Annotated in this window: 15 protein-coding genes; 9 read left to right on the top strand and 6 right to left on the bottom strand. The window is 71.6% G+C overall.

What is annotated here, in order from left to right:
* Positions 1–184 precede the first annotated feature (184 nt).
* Positions 185–1,177 (top strand): fatty acid desaturase family protein, encoded by a 993-nt coding sequence (locus WME76_RS43440; RefSeq protein WP_437958025.1) that lies wholly within the window; start codon positions 185–187, stop codon positions 1,175–1,177.
* A 154-nt stretch (positions 1,178–1,331) separates the two neighbouring features.
* On the top strand, positions 1,332–2,183 hold the full coding sequence (locus WME76_RS43435) for a ketopantoate reductase family protein (RefSeq protein ID WP_437958024.1): 852 nt from the start codon (positions 1,332–1,334) through the stop codon (positions 2,181–2,183).
* 509 nt (positions 2,184–2,692) lie between these two features.
* Here the strand turns inward: WME76_RS43435 and WME76_RS43430 are convergent.
* The 6 genes from WME76_RS43430 to WME76_RS43405 form a co-directional block, all read right to left on the bottom strand.
* A complete protein-coding gene (locus WME76_RS43430) occupies positions 2,693–3,166 on the bottom strand; it encodes a hypothetical protein (protein ID WP_437958023.1) in 474 nt (157 codons plus the stop codon).
* 266 nt (positions 3,167–3,432) lie between these two features.
* Positions 3,433–3,957 (bottom strand): hypothetical protein, encoded by a 525-nt coding sequence (locus WME76_RS43425; protein ID WP_437958022.1) that lies wholly within the window; start codon positions 3,955–3,957, stop codon positions 3,433–3,435.
* A 148-nt stretch (positions 3,958–4,105) separates the two neighbouring features.
* Entirely contained in the window at positions 4,106–5,152 is a 1,047-nt protein-coding gene (locus WME76_RS43420) for a formylglycine-generating enzyme family protein (RefSeq protein ID WP_437958021.1), read from the bottom strand.
* An 83-nt stretch (positions 5,153–5,235) separates the two neighbouring features.
* Positions 5,236–7,491 (bottom strand): M20/M25/M40 family metallo-hydrolase, encoded by a 2,256-nt coding sequence (locus WME76_RS43415; RefSeq protein ID WP_437958020.1) that lies wholly within the window; start codon positions 7,489–7,491, stop codon positions 5,236–5,238.
* On the bottom strand, positions 7,485–7,865 hold the full coding sequence (locus WME76_RS43410; protein ID WP_437958019.1) for a hypothetical protein: 381 nt from the start codon (positions 7,863–7,865) through the stop codon (positions 7,485–7,487). The genes WME76_RS43415 and WME76_RS43410 overlap by 7 nt, the downstream gene beginning before the upstream one ends.
* A gap of 240 nt (positions 7,866–8,105) precedes the next feature.
* A complete protein-coding gene (locus WME76_RS43405) occupies positions 8,106–10,679 on the bottom strand; it encodes a HEAT repeat domain-containing protein (RefSeq protein WP_437958018.1) in 2,574 nt (857 codons plus the stop codon).
* A gap of 348 nt (positions 10,680–11,027) precedes the next feature.
* Between WME76_RS43405 and WME76_RS43400 the strand changes: the two genes are divergently transcribed.
* The 7 genes from WME76_RS43400 (at position 11,028) to WME76_RS43370 (ending at position 17,369) form a co-directional block, all read left to right on the top strand.
* Positions 11,028–11,573 (top strand): TlpA family protein disulfide reductase, encoded by a 546-nt coding sequence (locus tag WME76_RS43400; protein ID WP_437958017.1) that lies wholly within the window; start codon positions 11,028–11,030, stop codon positions 11,571–11,573.
* Between the two features lie 11 nt (positions 11,574–11,584).
* Positions 11,585–12,766, top strand: coding sequence for a formylglycine-generating enzyme family protein (locus tag WME76_RS43395; protein WP_437958016.1), 1,182 nt, complete (start codon positions 11,585–11,587; stop codon positions 12,764–12,766).
* A gap of 243 nt (positions 12,767–13,009) precedes the next feature.
* The gene (locus tag WME76_RS43390) at positions 13,010–13,789 is read left to right on the top strand and encodes a hypothetical protein (RefSeq protein ID WP_437958015.1); all 780 of its coding nucleotides are present in this window, start codon (positions 13,010–13,012) and stop codon (positions 13,787–13,789) included.
* Positions 13,790–13,905: 116 nt separating this feature from the next.
* Positions 13,906–14,772 carry a helix-turn-helix domain-containing protein gene (locus WME76_RS43385; RefSeq protein ID WP_437958014.1) on the top strand — a complete coding sequence of 289 codons (867 nt, stop codon included), beginning with the start codon at positions 13,906–13,908 and terminating at the stop codon, positions 14,770–14,772.
* Positions 14,773–15,234: 462 nt separating this feature from the next.
* Positions 15,235–15,747: a hypothetical protein gene (locus WME76_RS43380; RefSeq protein WP_437958013.1), complete on the top strand. Its 513-nt coding sequence runs from the start codon at positions 15,235–15,237 to the stop codon at positions 15,745–15,747.
* Between the two features lie 121 nt (positions 15,748–15,868).
* Positions 15,869–16,918: a methyltransferase gene (locus WME76_RS43375; protein ID WP_437958012.1), complete on the top strand. Its 1,050-nt coding sequence runs from the start codon at positions 15,869–15,871 to the stop codon at positions 16,916–16,918.
* Between the two features lie 49 nt (positions 16,919–16,967).
* Positions 16,968–17,369 carry an MmcQ/YjbR family DNA-binding protein gene (locus tag WME76_RS43370; RefSeq protein WP_437958011.1) on the top strand — a complete coding sequence of 134 codons (402 nt, stop codon included), beginning with the start codon at positions 16,968–16,970 and terminating at the stop codon, positions 17,367–17,369.
* Positions 17,370–17,551: the final 182 nt, after the last annotated feature.

The raw sequence follows: 17,551 nt of genomic DNA, 5'->3' as shown, positions 1-17,551 counted from the left end.
TCTTAGCGGCGGCGAACCCGCCCCTCAAGCGGGGCCAGGCCTGGATCTCCGGGCCCTGCGCACCCGTGCGTAGGAGCGTTCGCGCCCCGGGGTTAACAGCGGACATGCTCTTGTTTTCTCGCCCCTTTTTTGCGAAGTTCCCTGCCGCACACGGGCGAGAATCACGGAGTTCAGCATGGCCGGAATGGACACGGTACCGCGGGAGTTGCTGCAGGCTGCCTACAGGCGCAATCCGATTCACCTGCTCAAGATACCGCTTCATTTCGGCATCTGGGCCGCGGCGACGTGGGTGCTGTACGCGACGCAGCACCACCCGCTCGCGATCCCGATCGGGATCGCCTGCTCGTACCTGATCGCCAACCTCGTCCGCGGGCTGGGCGCCGTCGCGCACGACGCCGTGCACGGGAGCTGCTCGCGCTCGAAGCTCGTCTCGTACCTCATCGCCCTGGTCTGCTGGGCGCCGACGGGCATGAGCGTGACGCTGTACACGAACTACCACCTTCACCATCACAAGATCGCGAACACGTATCCTGACGTCGACAACTTCGTCGTCACGGACTACACGCGGAACCCGGTGCTGGCGAAGCTCCTCTTGCTCGCCGTCTACACGTTCGCCTATCCCCTGTACTTCCTCGGCTGCATGGCGCGGTACGTGAAGCGCCTCTCGCCGATCCAGCGCGTCAAGATGAACCTGGAGCTCCTCGGCTTCTACGGGCTCATGGCGCTCTTCTTCTGGATCATGCCGCTTCAGGTGTTCTTCTTCTTCTATGTCCTGCCGTTCGTCTTCGGCGCCATCCTCGCCAGCGTGACCTCGATGATCGAGCACTACGAGATGCTCCCGGGGGAGGACGCCTACAGCTCTCGCACGTACGGGACGAAGGCGCACCTCACCAACTTCCTCTGGAACAACGTCACGTACCACAACGAGCATCACAAGTTCCCCGGCATCCCGTTCTACAACCTGCGCAGCTTCCACGTGGCGGCGTATCCCTATTACGATGAGCGGGTGAAGTCGGCCTGCCACCCGTCGATCGTCGGCATCGCGCTGGAGCTGTACGGCCGTATCCTGAGGCTCGATATCGAGAAGCTCGACGAGCGCTACCGCGGGCTCAACAAGGAAGCCGAGCGGCAGAAGATGATGGCGCTGAACGGGATCCAGCCCGGCGTCACCGCCTGAGTCAGCCCGAGCGAGGTCGGGACCCCGGGCGACGCCCACGTCATCGACGCAGAGACGATCTACCGCGCGGTACCCGGCCGAACGGGGCGCCTGGCGCAGCCGCGTGAGGCGAGCGCGAATTGCTCGGTTGATCGGCAGATGCTACGCGCAGCGAATGAAAGTCGCCATCGTCGGACCAGGCGGGATCGGGAGCACGTTCGCGTTTCAGCTCGCGCGAGCGGGGCACGAGGTGACGGTGGTCGCCCGTGGAAAGCGGCTCGAGCAGCTCCAGCGGGACCAGGCCATCGTGAAGGCCGCCGGAGAGCGCGCTGCGGTGCGCGTGAGCGCCGCGCTCGACGCGACGGAGGCGTGGGACCTGGTGCTCGTGACGGTGCTCGCCTCCCAGGTGGACGCGGTGCTGCCCGCGCTGACCGCCAGCGCGGCGAAGAGCGTGATGTTCATGTTCAACACCTTCGAGCCGCTGCGCCGACTCCGAGATGCGGTGGGCCCGGCGCGCTTCGCCTTTGGCTTCCCCGCGATCCTCGCGACCCTCGATGACGGAAAGCTGACGTCGAAGATCGTCACCCGAGGGATGGTCACCACGGTGACGGACGAGGCCTGGGCGAAGGTCTTCACGGACGCTGGCATTCCCGCCGTCGTGCACGCCGACATGGAGAGCTGGCTCCGCACGCACGCGGCGCTCGTCGCGCCGGTGATGGTCGCCATCGTCACGGCGCACACGCGCCAGGCGGGCCTCTCGTGGATCGAAGCGATGAACCTGGCGCGCGCCATGGAGGAAGGGCTTCGCCTGGTGCGTCAGCTCGGAAACACCATCACGCCGGAGCCGGTCGCGAGGCTGAGCCGCTTGCCCACGCCGGTGATGGCGACGTTCCTGTGGACGCTCAGCAGGATCGAAGCCTTGCGCAAGCTGGGCGCCGCGGGGCCCGGCGAGCCGCGCACGCTGATCGACGCGATGGCCGCCGCCGCCCCGGGCCAGACGCCGGCGCTGCTGGCCATCAGGCCCTGAAAGGCCGCCGTGAGCTGCCCCGGCGAGACCGGCTCCGGTCCTCAGGCCAAGCTCAGCTGCCCCGGCGAGACCGGCTCCGGTCCTCAGGCCAAGCTCAGCTGCCCCGGCGAGACCGGATCCGGTCCTCGGGCCAAGCTCAACCTCGCCGGCGAGACCGGCTCCGGTCCCCAAGGCCAAGCTCAGCTGCCCCGGCGAGACCGGATCCGGTCTTCAGGCCAAGCTCAGCTGCCCCGGCGAGACCGGATCCGGTCCTCAGGCCAAGCTCAGCTGCCCCGACGAGACCGGATCCGGTCCTCAGGCCAAGCTCAGCTGCCCCGACGAGACCGGATCCGGTCGCGGAAGGCAGCTCAGCTACCCCCAGTCACCGGATCCAGTCGCCACGAAGCCATCAGCTACCCCGCCGGCGAGCGTCGATCTCCGTGGCGGGGGAGGACCAAGGCGCGAACATCACGCAGAAAAGGGGGCGCCGAGGGGCCTCGGAGGCCGCCCGGCGCAGGACCCGGCGCTCGCTACTGCCCGCCGGGCAGGCAGACGGAGCCCATGCAGGAGAAGCCCGCCTTGCAGTCATTGGCCCCGACGCAGGGGAAAGCACACTTGCCCGCGGACGTGTTGCAGCGGTGCGTGCCGCACGGCACGTCGTCCGTGCACGGGAGCGCGAGCGGGCCGGGTGTCGCCGTGGCCGTGGTCGCCGCGCCGACCTGGCCCGGCTGCTGCCCAGGCTGCTGGTAGCCGGGCTGCTGGTACTGCCCAGGCTGCTGGTACCCGGGCTGCTGGTACTGCCCAGGCTGCTGGTAGCCGGGCTGCTGATATCCAGGCTGCTGGTACTGCCCAGGTTGCTGGTAGCCGGGCTGCTGGTTGTAGGCGTTGTACTGCTGGTTCGACGGGTCTTCGGCCTCGCTGCCACGGCACGCGGAGGCCAGGAGTCCGAGCCCCCCGAGGGCAAGGACGACCGCCGCGGCGGCGCGCGCGCTGGTAAACCACATGGATCGCTTCATCAACGTCTCCCGCAGGTGCGGGGATCTTCCCCGCGTGAGGAGCGGGCCGGTGCCGACCCGCCGCTGAGATCTGAGCCCTCGCCCCCGGAGGAGCAAACCGCAGGCCCTTCGCCGGCGAACGCCGCGTCGCGGCGCCCGCTGCACGCGAGGGTACTCCCGGTCGACGGCAACGCGCGCCCCAAAAGAAACCGACGAGCGCGCGACGGTCGTGGAACGTGGAAGCGGAGGGCTCGCCTGCCGCCTGCAGCGCGGCGTCACTGCCCGCCGGGCACGCAGATCGCTGTCCGCGTACCGGCGCCCATGCAGGAGAAGCCCGCGGCGCAATCGGTGTTCGCGGCGCAGGGGAAGGCGCACTTGCCCACGGCCGTGTTGCACCGGTGCATGCCGCAGACCAGGTCGTTCGTGCACGGCAGCGCGAGCGGGCTCGGTTGCACCGTGGCCGTCGGGGCGGGCTGGCCCGGCTGCTGGTACTGCCCCGGCTGCTGATACCCGGGCTGCTGGTACTGCCCCGGCTGCTGATACCCGGGCTGCTGGTACTGCCCCGGCTGCTGGTACCCGGGCGAGTACTGCCCCGGCTGCTGGTACCCGGGCGAGTACTGCCCCGGCTGCTGGTACCCGGGCGAGTACTGCCCCGGCTGCTGGTACCCGGGCTGGTTGTAGTATTGCTGATCCGACGCATCCTCGGCGTCGCGACCCCGGCTGCACGCGGAAGACAGGAGCCCGAGGCCCCCGAGGGCAAGGCCGACCGCCGCGACGGAGCGCCCGCTGGTGCACGACATGACTCGCTTCATCCAGGTCTCCCGCAGGTGCGGGGCCCTCCCCCGCGTGAGGAGCGGGCCGGCGTCGACCCGCCGCTGAGATCTGATCCCTGGCCCCCGGAGGAGCAACCACGACCCCTTCGCCGCTGAGCGCCGCGCCGCAGCGCGCTCACCGCGGCGCCGCGTCCTTGCAGCAGCGGAACCCCTGCTCGTACCCGTAGTCCTCTTCCTTGTGGAACCCGACGGTCGGGCGGCAGCGGCCGCGCATCGGGCCCCACCAGCCGCCCTTCAGCCCGCTCCGGTCCGGAGACTTGCGGCCCGGCCGGACGACCCACTCGTTGATGTTGCCGTTGAGATCGTGGACGCCGAACGGCGACACGCACGCGGGCATCGACCCCGCGGGCACGCGCTGGTCGAGCCGCTCGAGCTCCGCCTTGCACTTCGGGTGCTTCATGCACCGCTCGTAGCGGTAAAGCGTCAGCTCGCGCTGGCGGAAGGGCCGGTCGATGTTGCACTTCGTCGGATCGCGCTCGTGGCCGTACGTGTACGGGAGCATCTCCTCGCCCTCGCAGGCGAAGTTGAACTCGTCCTCGGTGCAGAGGCGCTTGCCGACGCCCTCGCACTTCTTGACGGCCTCGCGCCACGAGACGAGCAGCGCGGGGAGCTCGCCCTTCGTGTTGGGCCACTCGTAGCGGTCGACGCAGTACCGCATCGGCGTGCGCTTCTTCGAGAGGCACACCGTGGGCTGCCTGTACTCGAGGCAGCGCTCGCTGACGCTTGTCGTGCCCTCCACCTCGCCGTAGGGGGTCGAGCGCCTCGCCTGGTCCTTCTCGAACTCCTTGTGGTGCTTCAGGCAGACCTGATCGACCAGGGGGCAGTAGTCGCCGTCGACGAGGACCATGTCGTCAGGGCACCCCTCGGAGCTGCCGGGCAGCCCGCCGTCGAGCGAGGCGGCGCCGGACGAGCCGCCGTCGAGCGAGCCGGCGTCGGAGGAGCCAGCGTCGGACGAACCGGGCGACGGCTCCGGCGTCGCGCCGTCCGGCGCCGCGGGATCCCACGGCGCCGCGGCGTCCGTCTGCGCCGCGGCCGCGTCGTCAGCTGGCGCAGGCTCCGCGTCCGCCGTCGCGCTGGCGTCCGCAGGTCCGGAGGGGGTCGCGGCGTGCTCGCGGCGATCGCAGGCGAGGGCCGCGGCCGCGAGGCCGCCGCACAGGAACACGAGGCCAGCCGCGCAGGGCCGGCGAAGGGCCCTGCGCCGTCGCGCCGGCGCGGCCGACAGCGCGGCGCGACGAGGGCACCACCTCATCGGCCGGGGGCGGGGATGACCTTGAGCGGCACCCGGGTACCGCCGCGATCGACCTCGATCACGACCTCGCGGCCGGGCTCGAGATCGCCGAGCGCGAACATGAAGTCATGGATGTTGGTGATCGCGTGCGCGCCGATGCGCACGATCACGTCCCCCGCCTGCATCCCGGCGCGCGAGGCGGGCGCGTCGGGCCGCACGCCCGTGAGCTTCACGCCGGGCCCCTGGTACGCGTAGTCCGGCATCGTGCCGAGCGACGCGCGGAAGCCGCCGCGCATGCTGCGGTGCGGGTCGGCCGGGGCGTCGGTGAAGGGCAGCCGCGCGTCGCGCTGCGCCAGGGCGAGCGCCATCCGCGCGGCGAGCACGGAGCAGCGCGAGACGCCGGCCGCGTCGATCTTGTCCGCTGTGTCGCTCGGCCGGTGGTAGTCCTCGTGGACGCCCGTGAACAGGAAGGCGACCGGCACGCGCGAGGCCGTGAACGAGGTGTGGTCGCTCGCGCCGAAGCCCTCGGCGCCGTACTGGAGCGCGAGGCCGAGCCCCTGGGCGGCGCCGTCCACGATCGGCCTCCAGTCGGGCGACGTGCCCAGGCCGTCGACGAGGAGCTTGTCCTCGCGCATCCGGCCGACCATGTCCGCGTTGATCATGGCCACGATCGGCTTCATCCCCGCGAGCGGCGCCGGCGGGTGGTCGACGAAATGGCGCGAGCCGAGGGTGCCGAGCTCCTCGGCGCCGAACGCGATGAACAGCAGGCTCCGGTCCGGCCGCGTGGGGAGCGCGGCGAACCGACGCGCCACCTCGAGCAGCATCGCGGTCCCCGACGCGTTGTCGTCGGCGCCCGGGTGCACCGCGTGCACGCCGGGCGCGCGCGAGTACGAGTTGCCCCCGTGGCCGAGGTGATCGTAGTGCGCCCCGACGACGACGTACTCGCCGGCGCGAGGGGAGCCCGCCCGCGCCGGGAGCAGCCCGATCACGTTGGACGCCGGCGCCGTCCGCGGGGTGACCTTGGTCGTGATCTCGACGGTGGTGCCGTCGAGCGGCTTCGGCGCGGGCGCCTTCGCTGCGGCCTGCTTCGCGGCCGCGGGCTTCGCCGCCGCCTGCTTCGCGGCGTCGGGCTTCACCGGCGGCGCGAGCCCGGCGGTCGGGAAGAGCGCCCGGGCCGCGGAGCGCGTGATCACGACGGCCGGGATGCCCATGCTCGACGCGTCGTCGGGCACGCGCGGGAGCTCATCGCCCGCCGCGACCAGGATGACGCCGACGGCCTTGTGCTCGCGGGCGGTGCGGAGCTTGTAGCGGACGCTGCCGAAATCGCGGAGCGCGTCCGGCCGCGGAGAGGGCGCGTGATGCGGATCGTCGTGCGCGGCAGCGGCAGGCGGACCAGCGTGCGCAGCACCGGCAGGCGGACCAGCGTGCGCCGCATGCGCCGCACCGGGCGCACCAGCGTGCGCCGCACCGGGCGCACCAGCGTGCGCCGCACCGGCGGGACCGCCGTGCGCACCATGCGCCGCGCCGGCGGCTCCGCCGTGCGCCGCACCAGCGGGGCCGCCGTGCGCACCATGCGCCGCGCCGGCGGCTCCGCCGTGCGCCGCGCCGGCGTGCGCCGTCGCCTCCGGGCCGCTGCCCAGCGTGGGCGCGCCGTCGAGCACGACGGCGATCTTCCCCTCGATGTCACGGCCGCCGTAGTCGTCCCAGGAGAGCGCCGGAGCGGTCACGCCGTGGCCCACGAGCACCGCGGGCCCCGAGATCGCGCCGCTCGCGCTCCCGTCGGCCGTGACCAGCTTGCCGGCCTCGACGCTCTGCTTCCGGCCCGCGCGCTGCACGACGAGCGACGCCGGCGCCACGTCGGCGCCCACCCGCGCGTCGAACGCCTGCATGTAGGCCCTGGCGCCCCCGTCGCGGCCGCCGCCGAGCGGCTGCAGCCCGAGCTCGGCGAACTGGCGCGCGATGAACTCGGCCGCGCGGTCGGCCCCGGGCTCGCCGGTGGCGCGCCCCGCGAGCTCGGGCGACGCGAGGTAGGTGACGTCCCCCTTGATCCGCGCCTCCGCGGCGGGGTCGAGGTCGATCGAGACCGGCGCGGCGGGCGCCGCGGCAGCAGCCGGCTTCGAGGCCGGCGGCGCGGACGCCTCGCGAGGCGGCGCGGCCGGCGGAGCGCACGCGGCGAGCGCGGCGAGCACGCCCGCGACCAGGCCGCGGCGGAGGCCCGCCGCGCGCGCCGGGCGGGCCGCGGCGGGGCCCGCGCTCGCGCTCGCGTTCACCATGGCGCGGCCTTCTGCGCCGCGCGGACCAGCTCGAGCGCGCGGCGGCCGATGTACTCCTCCACGTCGGCGGGCGCGATGTGGCGGTCCTTCGCGAAGTCGAACTCGCGCGGCTTGCCGTCGCCGAAGGTCACCCGGACGATCGCCGAGTCGCGCAGCAGCTCCAGCGCGAGGCTGAACTCGCCGAACGCGAGCCGATGCTTGTCCTGCTCCTGGGAGAGCACGATGGGCTGCCCCTTCTCCTGCAGCCTCTCGTGCGCGAACTTCAGCGACTCGGCCCCCAGCGACACGGCCGACTCCGCGGCCGCGAGCGCCTCGGCGACCCGCTTCTTGTGTCGCGCGAGCTCCTCCGACTCGCGCTCCGCCTTCGATTTCACGGCCTCGATGAGCTCATCACGCCAGGTAGCCACAGTGCACCTCGGCGCGAACACTCTTCCGAAACGTGCGTTTTGTCCAGCCCGACGCGCGCCCGAGGCAGGCCCGGCCGCGCCGCTGAACAAAAACAGAAAGCCCGGGATCTCCGGGGAGGACGGCCTCCCGCGAGAGCTCCCGGGCCTCTGCCACCGCCGCGGCGGCCGGGGCGGCCCGTGCCGACGCGGCGCGCGGCGCGCGTCGCGCTACTGCACGTCGGAGCTCCCGCCCTTGGCCGGGGCGAGCGCGCTCAGGTCCTCGGCCACGGTGGCCTTCGGGTTCATGAGCTCGTGGAACGCGCGCTTCGCGAGCGCGCCGGTCTCGCCCGGCTCGTGCCGCAGGGCCATGAGCGCGCCCTTCTCCTTCATGAACTTGAGCGTCTCGATCGCGCCCTTCTTCTGCTCGCCGTCGCCGCTCTTGGCCGCCTGGTAGAGCCGGTAGCGCAGCACGACGCGCGTCTCCGAGTGCGGGCCGTTGTCGTACTTCAGGTTGTCGAACTGGGCCTGGAGCCGCTGCCTCGCCCACTCCTGCGGCGCGTCCGCGACCTTCACGCGCGTGATCGCCTCGGCGTTCGCCACGTACCGGTACAGGTTGCCGCGCTTGAAGTCCTCGTCCGACCAGTAGCCGAAGGCGCGGTAGTAGTGGTCCTTCAGGTCGTCGAGCGCGCCCTTGTCGAAGTCGGCGTACATCGCGACCGTCCGCGCCGCGGTGTCGCTCGTGCCGCCGAGGATGAGCGCGAGCGCCGCGGCGTTGCGGACCTCGACGTCCTTGAGCTTCTCGAAGAGCTGCCCCTGCACCCCCTCGTCGAAGCCGCCGATGCCGATGGCGCGCGCGATGGCCATGCGCACCCCGGGGTCGATGTCGGCCGTGAGCAGCGGGACGAGCTCGCCGGCCGCGCTCGGCACCGGCCGGAGCGCGAGCGACGACGCGTAACATGCGCCGATGAGCTGCTTGCGCGGCTCCTTCTTGCTCGCGAAGTCCTTCGCCTTCTTCGCCACCTCGAGCATCGTCTTGTCGTCGGCGCACCACGCGAGCGCCTCGCACGCGGCCTGGCGGGCCTCCTCGTGCCACGTCTCGTCCTCGATGAGCTTCGTCAGCGGCTCCACCGCGCGCGCGTCGCCCCACTCGGCGAGCCCCTGCGACGCGCCGTAGGCGACCGCGCGCAGCGCCATGCCCATCATCGCGAGCCCGGCGCCCTGGAGCCCGTCCTGCGTGATGTCCATCTTCGGGTCCTTCTTCCGCTTGAACTGCTCGAGCAGCCGCGGGTAGGAGGGCTCGTCCTTCATCCGCCCGATGTAGCGGAGCGCGCTCTGCGCGGTCTCGAACGCGGCCGGGAACGGCGGCTGCTGCCCCTCCTTGGGGAGCGGGTCCGTCGGGAAGGCCCAGTCGCGCATGTCCTTCAGGATCTTCTCGGAGCGGATCGTGGCGAGGAAGCGCAGGCCGTTCGCGTGCGGCTGCGGGCGGTCCTTGAGCCACAGGATGACCGGGGCCTCGGCCGCGGCCTTGAGCTCGGCGCTCTTGTCGGTGTGGACCGTGGCGAGGTCGGCGAGCATGCGGGCGCCGACGACGCGCGGCAGGTCGGTGCGCGACAGGTGCCCGCCCTCGTCCGCCTCCCAGAACTTCTCGAGCTTGTAGAGCTTGAGCGGGTCGGCCAGCATCCGCTCGCCGATGTACTTCGCGCCGCGGAGGTCGCCGACCTCGGCGAGCCGCGTCCCCGCCTCGCCCTGCCAGTGCAGCGGCGGCTTCCTGGCCTCGATCCACTTCACGAGCGGGTCGGCCGACCGCGGATCGGCGAGCTCGCGCAGCATCTCCATGATCTGCTTCGTCTGGAACCAGGTCGTCTCCTCGGGGTCCTGCTTCACGCTGTCGAGGGCGAGGACGAGCCCCTCGCCGCCGATGCCGTCGCGCAGCGCCTCGAGGAAGCGCTGGCGGCTGTCCTTGTCGGCGTTCGACAGCGCCTCGAGGAGCGGGGCGCGCGCCGTCTCGTCGCCGATGCGCCCGAGGCCGTTCGCGGCCTCGCGCGCGACCTCGACGTCCTTGTCCTTCACGAGGGTGATCAGCGCGCTCGTCCACTTCGACTCGGCGTTGCGCGACAGCACCGTCGCGACGAGCTGCCGCACCGACGCGCTCTCGTCGGTCGCGAGCTTCGCGAGCTCGTCGAGCGACACGAGGCCGGCGAGCTTCTCGGGGTCGAACGCGATGCCGCCGCCGAGCCGCTCGACCTTCGAGAGGAACCCCTTGCGGTACTGGTCCATCGCGTCCTTGAACGCGGCCGGCTCCTTGAGCTCGACGAGCGCCCAGACGATCTGGGGGCGGTCGCTCTCGTCCGCGACCTTGAGCGCCTCGAGCAGCGCGGGCTTGGCGCCGTCGGCCTTGGGCGAGCCGTAGTAGGAGAGCACCTGCGCGGCGACGCCCTTCACGCGGTGGTCGGGGAGCTTGAGCGCGTTCGTCGCGTGCGTGACGCCCTCGGGGTCGCCGGCCCACGCGAGCTGCATGAGCGCCTCTTGCTGGAGCGACGGCTCGGCGTTCGAGGCGGCCCACTTGCGCCAGAGCGGGAGCTGGTCCTTCTTCGGGAGGACGAAGATGTTCTTCTTCTCCTTGGAGATGGCGTCGACCGTCAGCTTCTGGCCCTCCTGCTTCACGCCGAACCAGATGGCGCCCGCGGCGCCGAGCGCGAGGAGGAGGCCGACCACGATCGAGACGGGGCTGAAGCGGCCGCGCTTGAAGTTGCCGTCGTCCGCGAAGCCGCCGCCCCCGGGCGCCGGCGGGGCGCCGGGCACATCATCGCTGTCATCGGGGGGCCACTTGGCCGCCCACTTGGCCGGAAGGGGCCCGGGCGGTGGGCGCCGTCCGCGCGGCCCCGTGGGATTTTCTCGTGAAAGATTCGGACGATCCAGCATGGTTCCTCCAGCGCGCGGGCGACGACGTTCCCGAACGGCGGTGGCGTCGCGCGGCGAGCCGCGCTGCGCCCCCGATCCCCACCGGCGGCGGCGGCGTCGCGCGGAGAGCCGCGCTGCGCCCCCGACCCCGGGCCAGGCGGCGAAGCGCCCGGCCGGTCGAGGCGCCGGACCGTACCAGAGCCGCTCGGACGTAGGCCCAAAGATTTGCTATGAAGACCGGGCCGCCGTATGGCCGAACCCGAGTTCAATTCCGGTAAGATTCTCTACCCCGCCCTCGCGGCGCTGATCGCCCTGAGCGCGCTCATCGGGCTGGCCGTCCTGCCCCGCCTGTCGCCCGGGGTCGGGGGGATGGTCGGCGCGGTGGCCCCCGACGTGACGCTCCCCGTCGCGGCGAACGGCGAGCCCGGCGCGCGCATGCAGCTCGCCGAGCTGAAGGGCCAGCCGGTGATCCTGGACTTCTGGGCCACGTGGTGTGGTCCCTGCGCGGTCCAGGCGCCGATCCTCGAGCGGATCGCGCGCCGGTACGAGAAGAAGGGGCTCGTGGTGCTCGGCGTCAACGTCGACGATCCGCCGCACGTGGCGAGTCAGTACGCCCTCAAGAAGGGCCTCTCGTATCCCATCCTCATCGACGACGCGAAGGACGCGTCGATGCGCTACGGGGTGGACAAGCTGCCGAGCCTGGTGGTGATCGACCGGCAGGGGAAGGTCGCGGCGTACCTGACCGGCGTCGTCGACGAGGCGAGCCTCTCCGAGATCATCGCGGCCACCCTCTGACCTCGCTCCCGGTGTCGAAGCCCTCCCGTCCCCTGCGCGCCGCGCTCGCGGCGCTCGCCGCTGCCGCGCTGTCCTGCTCCCGCGGCGAACCTGATCGCGGCCGCGACGCCGGCGCCGCGCCGCCGGCGGCCAGCCCTCCTGCGCCCTCGGCGGGGCCCGCGGCCTCGGCCCCGGCGACTCCAGCGGCGACCGGCGATGCCGGCGCGGCTCCGGAGGCCGGCGACGCTGCCGGCGCGGCTCTGGCGACCGGCGACGCTGCCGGCGCGCCGATGGCGGCCGGTGATCCGATGGCGACGCACCACGAGGCGCGCGAGGACCTGGTGCGGCTCTTCTCGCTGAAGGAGCTCACGGAGCGCGAGCGCAGGTTCAAGAACCCCGAGCTCTTCCTGGAGAAGAACTTCGGCGGCGGCACGCCGGCCCGCATCAACCAGGGCAACAAGGAGCTCGCGCGGCACACGCGCTCGAAGGAGCAGTGCCTCGAGGGCCTCAGCGGCGTCGTCCTCCAGACGGAGGAGCAGCGCGCCCGCTGCGGCGGCCGCGAGAACATGGTGCCCGTCTCCAAGACCGTCCGCGGGAAGCCGAAGCCGGCCGAGTTCTGCATCGACATCTTCGAGTTCCCCAACAGGCCGTGCGAGCTGCCGATGGTGTGGGCGAGCCCGACGCAGGCGGCGTCCGTGTGCAGCCTCCAGGGCAAGCGCCTGTGCACCGAGGACGAGTGGAGCCTCGCGTGCCGCGGCGACCCGGAGGGCGGCGAGCCGAGGACGTACGCCTACGGCGACGAGCTCGATCTCACCGTCTGCCACACGCAGACGCGACACCGCGAGATCGACGGCGAGCCGTGCGACGGCGACACCGCGCGCTCTGCCTACCAGACCTGCGCGACCGACACCGAGCCTGCGGGGTCCTACCCCGCGTGCCGCTCCCGGTTCGGGGTCTTCGATCAGCACGGCAACGTGGCCGAGATCATGACCCGCCGCGACCGCGACGACGGCAAGCTGTACAGCCAGCTCAAGGGGAGCGCCTGGTTCTACGTCGAGGTCGCCCGCGAGCACGACGCCCCCCGGCCGAAGAACGGCCGGGAGACCTACCCCGATCACTGCACGTTCAGCCCGCGGTGGCACGTGGAGCCGATGGAGAACGCGTGGCACGCGAACTACCACCTCGGCTTCAGGTGCTGCGCGACGATCCGCTGAGCCGCGCGCGCCGGCGCGACCGACGCCGGGCCGGCGCGACAGGGGGGCCGAGGGTCGGCCCGCGTGGGCGCGGATGCGCGGACAACGCACCTCCGCGGCGGCCGAAACGAGAGAGTTTCTCGGGGCTTCTGAAAACGGCTCATCAAAATGAGCCCTGGAGCACCACGAGCATCGATATTTTTCCGCGCCTCCACACTGGTTTTCTCTCGCATCCACGAGAGTGCGTTTGCTATCCATATCCGCATGATCAAGAAAGCCAGTCTCCTCGGATTGCTGGGTGTGGTCTCCGTCACTTCACTGTTCCTCGGGTGCAAGGACGAGCCGGTCGGCGGCAGCTCACAGGCCCTGGTGGCGGAGTGTGTCGACCCGGGCGCCGCGATCCCGGAGGGTGAGTGGGTGTGCGGCGAGGAGCGAACCGTCGAGTGCACGACGCCCTCGGGCGCGTACGTCGAGACCATCTATGCGCAGCTCTCGACGGGCACCTGCGCCGAGGCGACAGTGTCAGTCTCCGCGGAGGGGCCGTTCGCGCTCGGCGCGCATGAGATCGTGGTGACCGCAGAGGTGGCGGGCGAGGAAGCGGCGCTCGCGTCGCTCTGCACCTCGGAGCTCGTCGTCGTCGATACCGTCGCGCCGGTGCTCACGGACAGGCAGCCCGAGCTCTGGCCGCCGAACCACAAGTTCCACACCATCACGGTGGATGACTGCGTGGACGTGGAGGACGCCTGTGACGACGACGTGCAGGTGAGCTTCACCTATGCGGCGAGCGACGAGCCGCGCAACGACACGGGCGACGGCAACACCGAGGTGGACATCGCGAACCTCGGCTGCGATTCGGTGGACCTCCTCGCGGAGCGGAAGGGCAACGGCGACGCGCGCGTCTACACGCTCGGCGTCCGGGCGGTCGACGCGGCAGGCAACGTGACCGAGGGGGAATGCCACGTGATCGTTCCCCACGATCAGGGCGGCAAGGTGCCGGTCGACAGCGGAATCGCGTACCAGGAAGAGGCGCCTGCCTGCGACTGATGCGACTGATGCGACTGATGCGACGGATGCGACGGATGCGACGGATGCGACGGACGCGACGGATGCGCTGACGACGGCTTGAGTCGGCCTGCGTCGAGGAGTACCTTTTCCCCTCGATGCACGCGCTGGCCCCTGGTGCACGGATAGTCCGCGGCAGGTCCGGTGAGAGCCGGTGGGAGCTCGCGACCCGGCCCCCGGCGCCGCGCCTCCGCCCGTACCTCCGCGACTTCAGCGGCTACACCGAGGAGACGCCTGGACCGCTGCGGCGGCGCGAGTTCCCCATGCCGCAGGTCGTCGTCATCATCGAGTTCGGGCCGCCGGTTCGCGTGTTCGACGCCGGGAGCGATCGCCTCCATTCCCGGTACCCGGGCGGCTTCGTCGCGGGTCTCGACGACACCTTCACGATCACGGAGCACGACGGGCTCCAGCGCGGGCTCCAGGTGAACCTCACCCCCATCGGCGCGCGGCTCTTCTTCGGCGTGCCGATGGCGGAGCTCACCGGGCGCGTGGTGTCCGTCCGCGATCTCCTCCCCCGGAAGCACGCCCGGCTGGCGGAGCGCCTCGAGGAGCTCCCCACCTGGGACGCGCGCTTCGACCTGATCGAGCGCGCGCTCGGCGAGCGCCTCGACGAGGCGCGGGTCGACACGGGCGTGGTCTCGTGGGCATTCCGGCGGATCGAGGAGCGCGCGGGCGCGGTCGACATGCGGGCGCTCGCGCGCGAGCTCGGCTACAGCCAGAAGCACGTCATCGACCTGTTCCGCGACAACGTCGGCGTCCCGCCGAAGCTCCTCGCGCGCCTCGTGCGCTTCGACCGGCTGGTGCAGCACCTCAAGGCGGGCGCCTCGGGCACGTGGGCCGAGCTCGCGCAGCGGTTCGGCTACTACGACCAGGCGCACCTCGCGCGAGACGTGAAGCAGTTCACGGGGACGACCCCGACGAGGGCGCGGGCGGAGCTCATCGAGCTGGCCGGCCTGAGCCCCTAGAACAACGATCAGTTGATCAAGCGAGAAATGAACCGCCAAGACACCAAGGACGCCAAGATTGGATTCTCTTCTTGGCGTCCTTGGCGGCTTGGCGGTTCGAAGTTCTGCGCTTTTCAGGCAGCTTCAACCCGTTTGTCGCTCTAGCCGAGCGCCGACCGAAGTCTGTCGTAGGTGGGCTCGAGCGCCCGGAGCGCGGCGGCTTCCGTCGCGCGGTCACCCGTGAACGTGGCGAACTCTATCACCGGTGAGGACAAGGGAGAGTTCTGGCGCGGGCGACGCTCGCGCCGAAAAGCTGCGCGCGCCCGTCGCGCAGGAAAGGAAATCTCTCGTCGAACGTAGACCCGTCTGTCCAGCGCGGTTGCCGAGACGCCCTCACGCCCAGCGCTTCCAGGCGCGGTGGCGTCGCCTCGAGGGCCGCGCGGGCATGCTCGGTTGAACGTTCTCGTACAAGGAGATCTCGACATGACACGGATGAAGCTCTTCGGTTTTCTGATGGCTGGCCTCGCGCTGGTGGCGTGCGGCGATGACGACGTGGGCAACGGGGGCGAGACCGGGAGCGAGCTCGACGGCAAGCAGCTCGGCGCCCTGACGGCCGAGGAGTCCGTGGAGGTGTGCCATGACGTCGGCGCGCAGGCCGAGGCGCTCTCGAAGGAGGACAGATGCGAGATCGAGGGGGCGCTCGCCTCCGCGTTCGGGATGGAGTGCGAGACCGCCAAGCAGGAGTGCATCAGCGCTCCGGAAGAGCCCGAGGAGTCCGCGGAGTCCGAATGTGAGGGGCTCGGGTTCGCCGGCTGCACCGCGACGGTCGCGGAGTTCAAGGCCTGCACGACCGCCATGGTCGATACCTTGGCGGCGATCACGTGTGAATCGGCGTTCGCCGACATCTTGCAGAAGCCCGCGGAGTGCGTCGCGCTCGAGAAGAAGTGCCCGGGGTTCTTCGAGGAGGAGGAGGAGACCGAGAGCGAAGGCACCTGAGGTCGCGGCGTTCGACCCGCCGCGCTGCTCGATGTCCCGGCAGGAGCTCGCGGCGGGGTAAAATCTTTACAAGACTGCCGGCGTCGCGCTCCTCAAGGTGAGGCCCGAAGGAGCGAACACCATGTCGAACGGGTCTCCCACGAGCGTCCCCCCTGCGTTCCGTTTGAACCAGATGATCATGAGCCTCTGGGTGCCGCAGGTCATCCACGCGGCCGCGGAGCTCGGCGTCGCCGACGTCCTCGCCGAGGCGCCGCTCTCGAGCGGCGACGTCGCGGCGCGGCTCGGCACGCACCCCGACGCGACGGACCGCCTGCTCCGGGCGCTCGTCACGCTCGAGCTGCTCGTCGCGCGCGGGGATCGCTTCGAGCTCACCGAGATGGGGCGGTTCCTCGAGACGAGCTCCCCGCTCTCGAAGCGCGCCTGGTCGCGCCTCATGGGCGGGCAGGACGTCTGGCAGGCCTGGGGCCGCCTGACCGACTGCGTCCGCACCGGCCGGATGGCGTGGGGCTCCGGCGACGGCTCCGCGTCGTCCGGGACCGAGCACTTCGATGCCCTGGGGCGCGATCCTGGCGCTGCCGCGATCTTCCACCAGGCCATGGTCGAGCTCACCCGCGGGGTCGCGCCGGGCATCGTCGGGGCCATCGACCTCGGCGGCGTCCGCCGCGTGGTCGACGTGGGCGGCGGCCACGGCGCCCTGCTCTGCGCGATCCTGGAGGCCCACCCCGCCGTGGAGGGGGCCGTCTTCGATCTCGAGCACGCGCGCGACGGCGCGCTCGCGCTGTTCGCGTCGCGCGGCGTCGCCGCCCGCGCGTCGTTCGTCGCGGGGAGCTGCTTCGACGCGGCGCCGCCGCCCGCCGACGCCTACGTGATGAAGAGCGTGATCCACGACTGGGACGACGCGCGCAGCCTGCAGATCCTGGGCAAGTGCCGCGAGGCGATGGCCAGTGGGGCGCGCCTCCTCGTCGTGGAGCCGCCCGCGCCCACCGCGCGCGGGAACGCGACCCTTGACTGGATCCTCACGTTCAGCGACATCAACATGCTCGTGAACACGGGTGGACGCGAGCGCACGGAGGCCGAGTACCGCGCGTTGCTCGAGGCAGCGGGGCTGTGCGTGACGTGCGTGCGCGAGACGCCGAGCTTCTTCCGGGTGTTCGAGGCGGTCCGGGCCTGATGAGCCCCGTCACGACAGCGCTACATCCCGCTTGCCGAGGCGTACTGCCATGATCTCCTCCGACGATTTCCAGAGACTCGCGCTGTCGCTGCCCGAAGCCGAGGAGCAAGACCACTTTGGCAAGCCGTCGTTCCGCGTGCGAGGGAAGATCTTCGCGACCCACTGGGTGCAGGAGGAGGGCGCGGTCCTGAAGCTGTCCCTCGACGAGCAGGACAGCCTGGTGCAGGCGCAGCCCGACGTCTTCTCGGTGACGCCGTGGGGACACCAGGGCTGGACCCGGGTGGAGCTGCGTCGCGTCGACCGGACGCTCCTGGAAGAGCTGCTCACAGGAGCCTGGCGTCGCGTCGCGCCGAAGCGCGTGGTCGCGCAATGGGACGCCGGCCGCAGCGGGGAGCAGGCGGCGCCGCCGGGGTCTCCCGCACGCCCGCGGAGGCGCCGGCGCGCGACGTGACGGGGGCGGAGGCGCCGGGCCGGTGCCTCGGTCGCGCGCGGCGATGCTCGCGCCGGAGGCGGCAGAGGTTTTTGTTTCCAACAGGAAGCAAGATTCAACCGTGACCGTAGTATGTTCGCTCCCGCGCGCCTGCCCGGTGGACGATACAGCCCGCTCGCTTCCTTCGACGGAGCCGTCCTCGA

This window comes from Sorangium sp. So ce119 (assembly GCF_051524405.1).
Taxonomy (GTDB): Bacteria; Myxococcota_A; Polyangia; order Polyangiales; family Polyangiaceae; genus Sorangium; species Sorangium cellulosum_G.
This window is presented reverse-complemented; position numbering and strand designations above follow the sequence as displayed.

Excerpts from the sequence above, each read along its gene's own strand:
- WME76_RS43440 (WP_437958025.1), top strand. The coding sequence starts at position 185 with ATGGACACGGTACCGCGGGAGTTGCTGCAGGCTGCCTACAGGCGCAAT.
- WME76_RS43435 (WP_437958024.1), top strand. The coding sequence starts at position 1,332 with ATGAAAGTCGCCATCGTCGGACCAGGCGGGATCGGGAGCACGTTCGCG.
- WME76_RS43430 (WP_437958023.1), bottom strand. The coding sequence starts at position 3,166 with ATGTGGTTTACCAGCGCGCGCGCCGCCGCGGCGGTCGTCCTTGCCCTC.
- WME76_RS43425 (WP_437958022.1), bottom strand. The coding sequence starts at position 3,957 with ATGTCGTGCACCAGCGGGCGCTCCGTCGCGGCGGTCGGCCTTGCCCTC.
- WME76_RS43415 (WP_437958020.1), bottom strand. The coding sequence starts at position 7,491 with ATGGTGAACGCGAGCGCGAGCGCGGGCCCCGCCGCGGCCCGCCCGGCG.
- WME76_RS43400 (WP_437958017.1), top strand. The coding sequence starts at position 11,028 with ATGGCCGAACCCGAGTTCAATTCCGGTAAGATTCTCTACCCCGCCCTC.
- WME76_RS43390 (WP_437958015.1), top strand. The coding sequence starts at position 13,010 with ATGATCAAGAAAGCCAGTCTCCTCGGATTGCTGGGTGTGGTCTCCGTC.
- WME76_RS43385 (WP_437958014.1), top strand. The coding sequence starts at position 13,906 with ATGCACGCGCTGGCCCCTGGTGCACGGATAGTCCGCGGCAGGTCCGGT.
- WME76_RS43380 (WP_437958013.1), top strand. The coding sequence starts at position 15,235 with ATGACACGGATGAAGCTCTTCGGTTTTCTGATGGCTGGCCTCGCGCTG.
- WME76_RS43375 (WP_437958012.1), top strand. The coding sequence starts at position 15,869 with ATGTCGAACGGGTCTCCCACGAGCGTCCCCCCTGCGTTCCGTTTGAAC.
- WME76_RS43370 (WP_437958011.1), top strand. The coding sequence starts at position 16,968 with ATGATCTCCTCCGACGATTTCCAGAGACTCGCGCTGTCGCTGCCCGAA.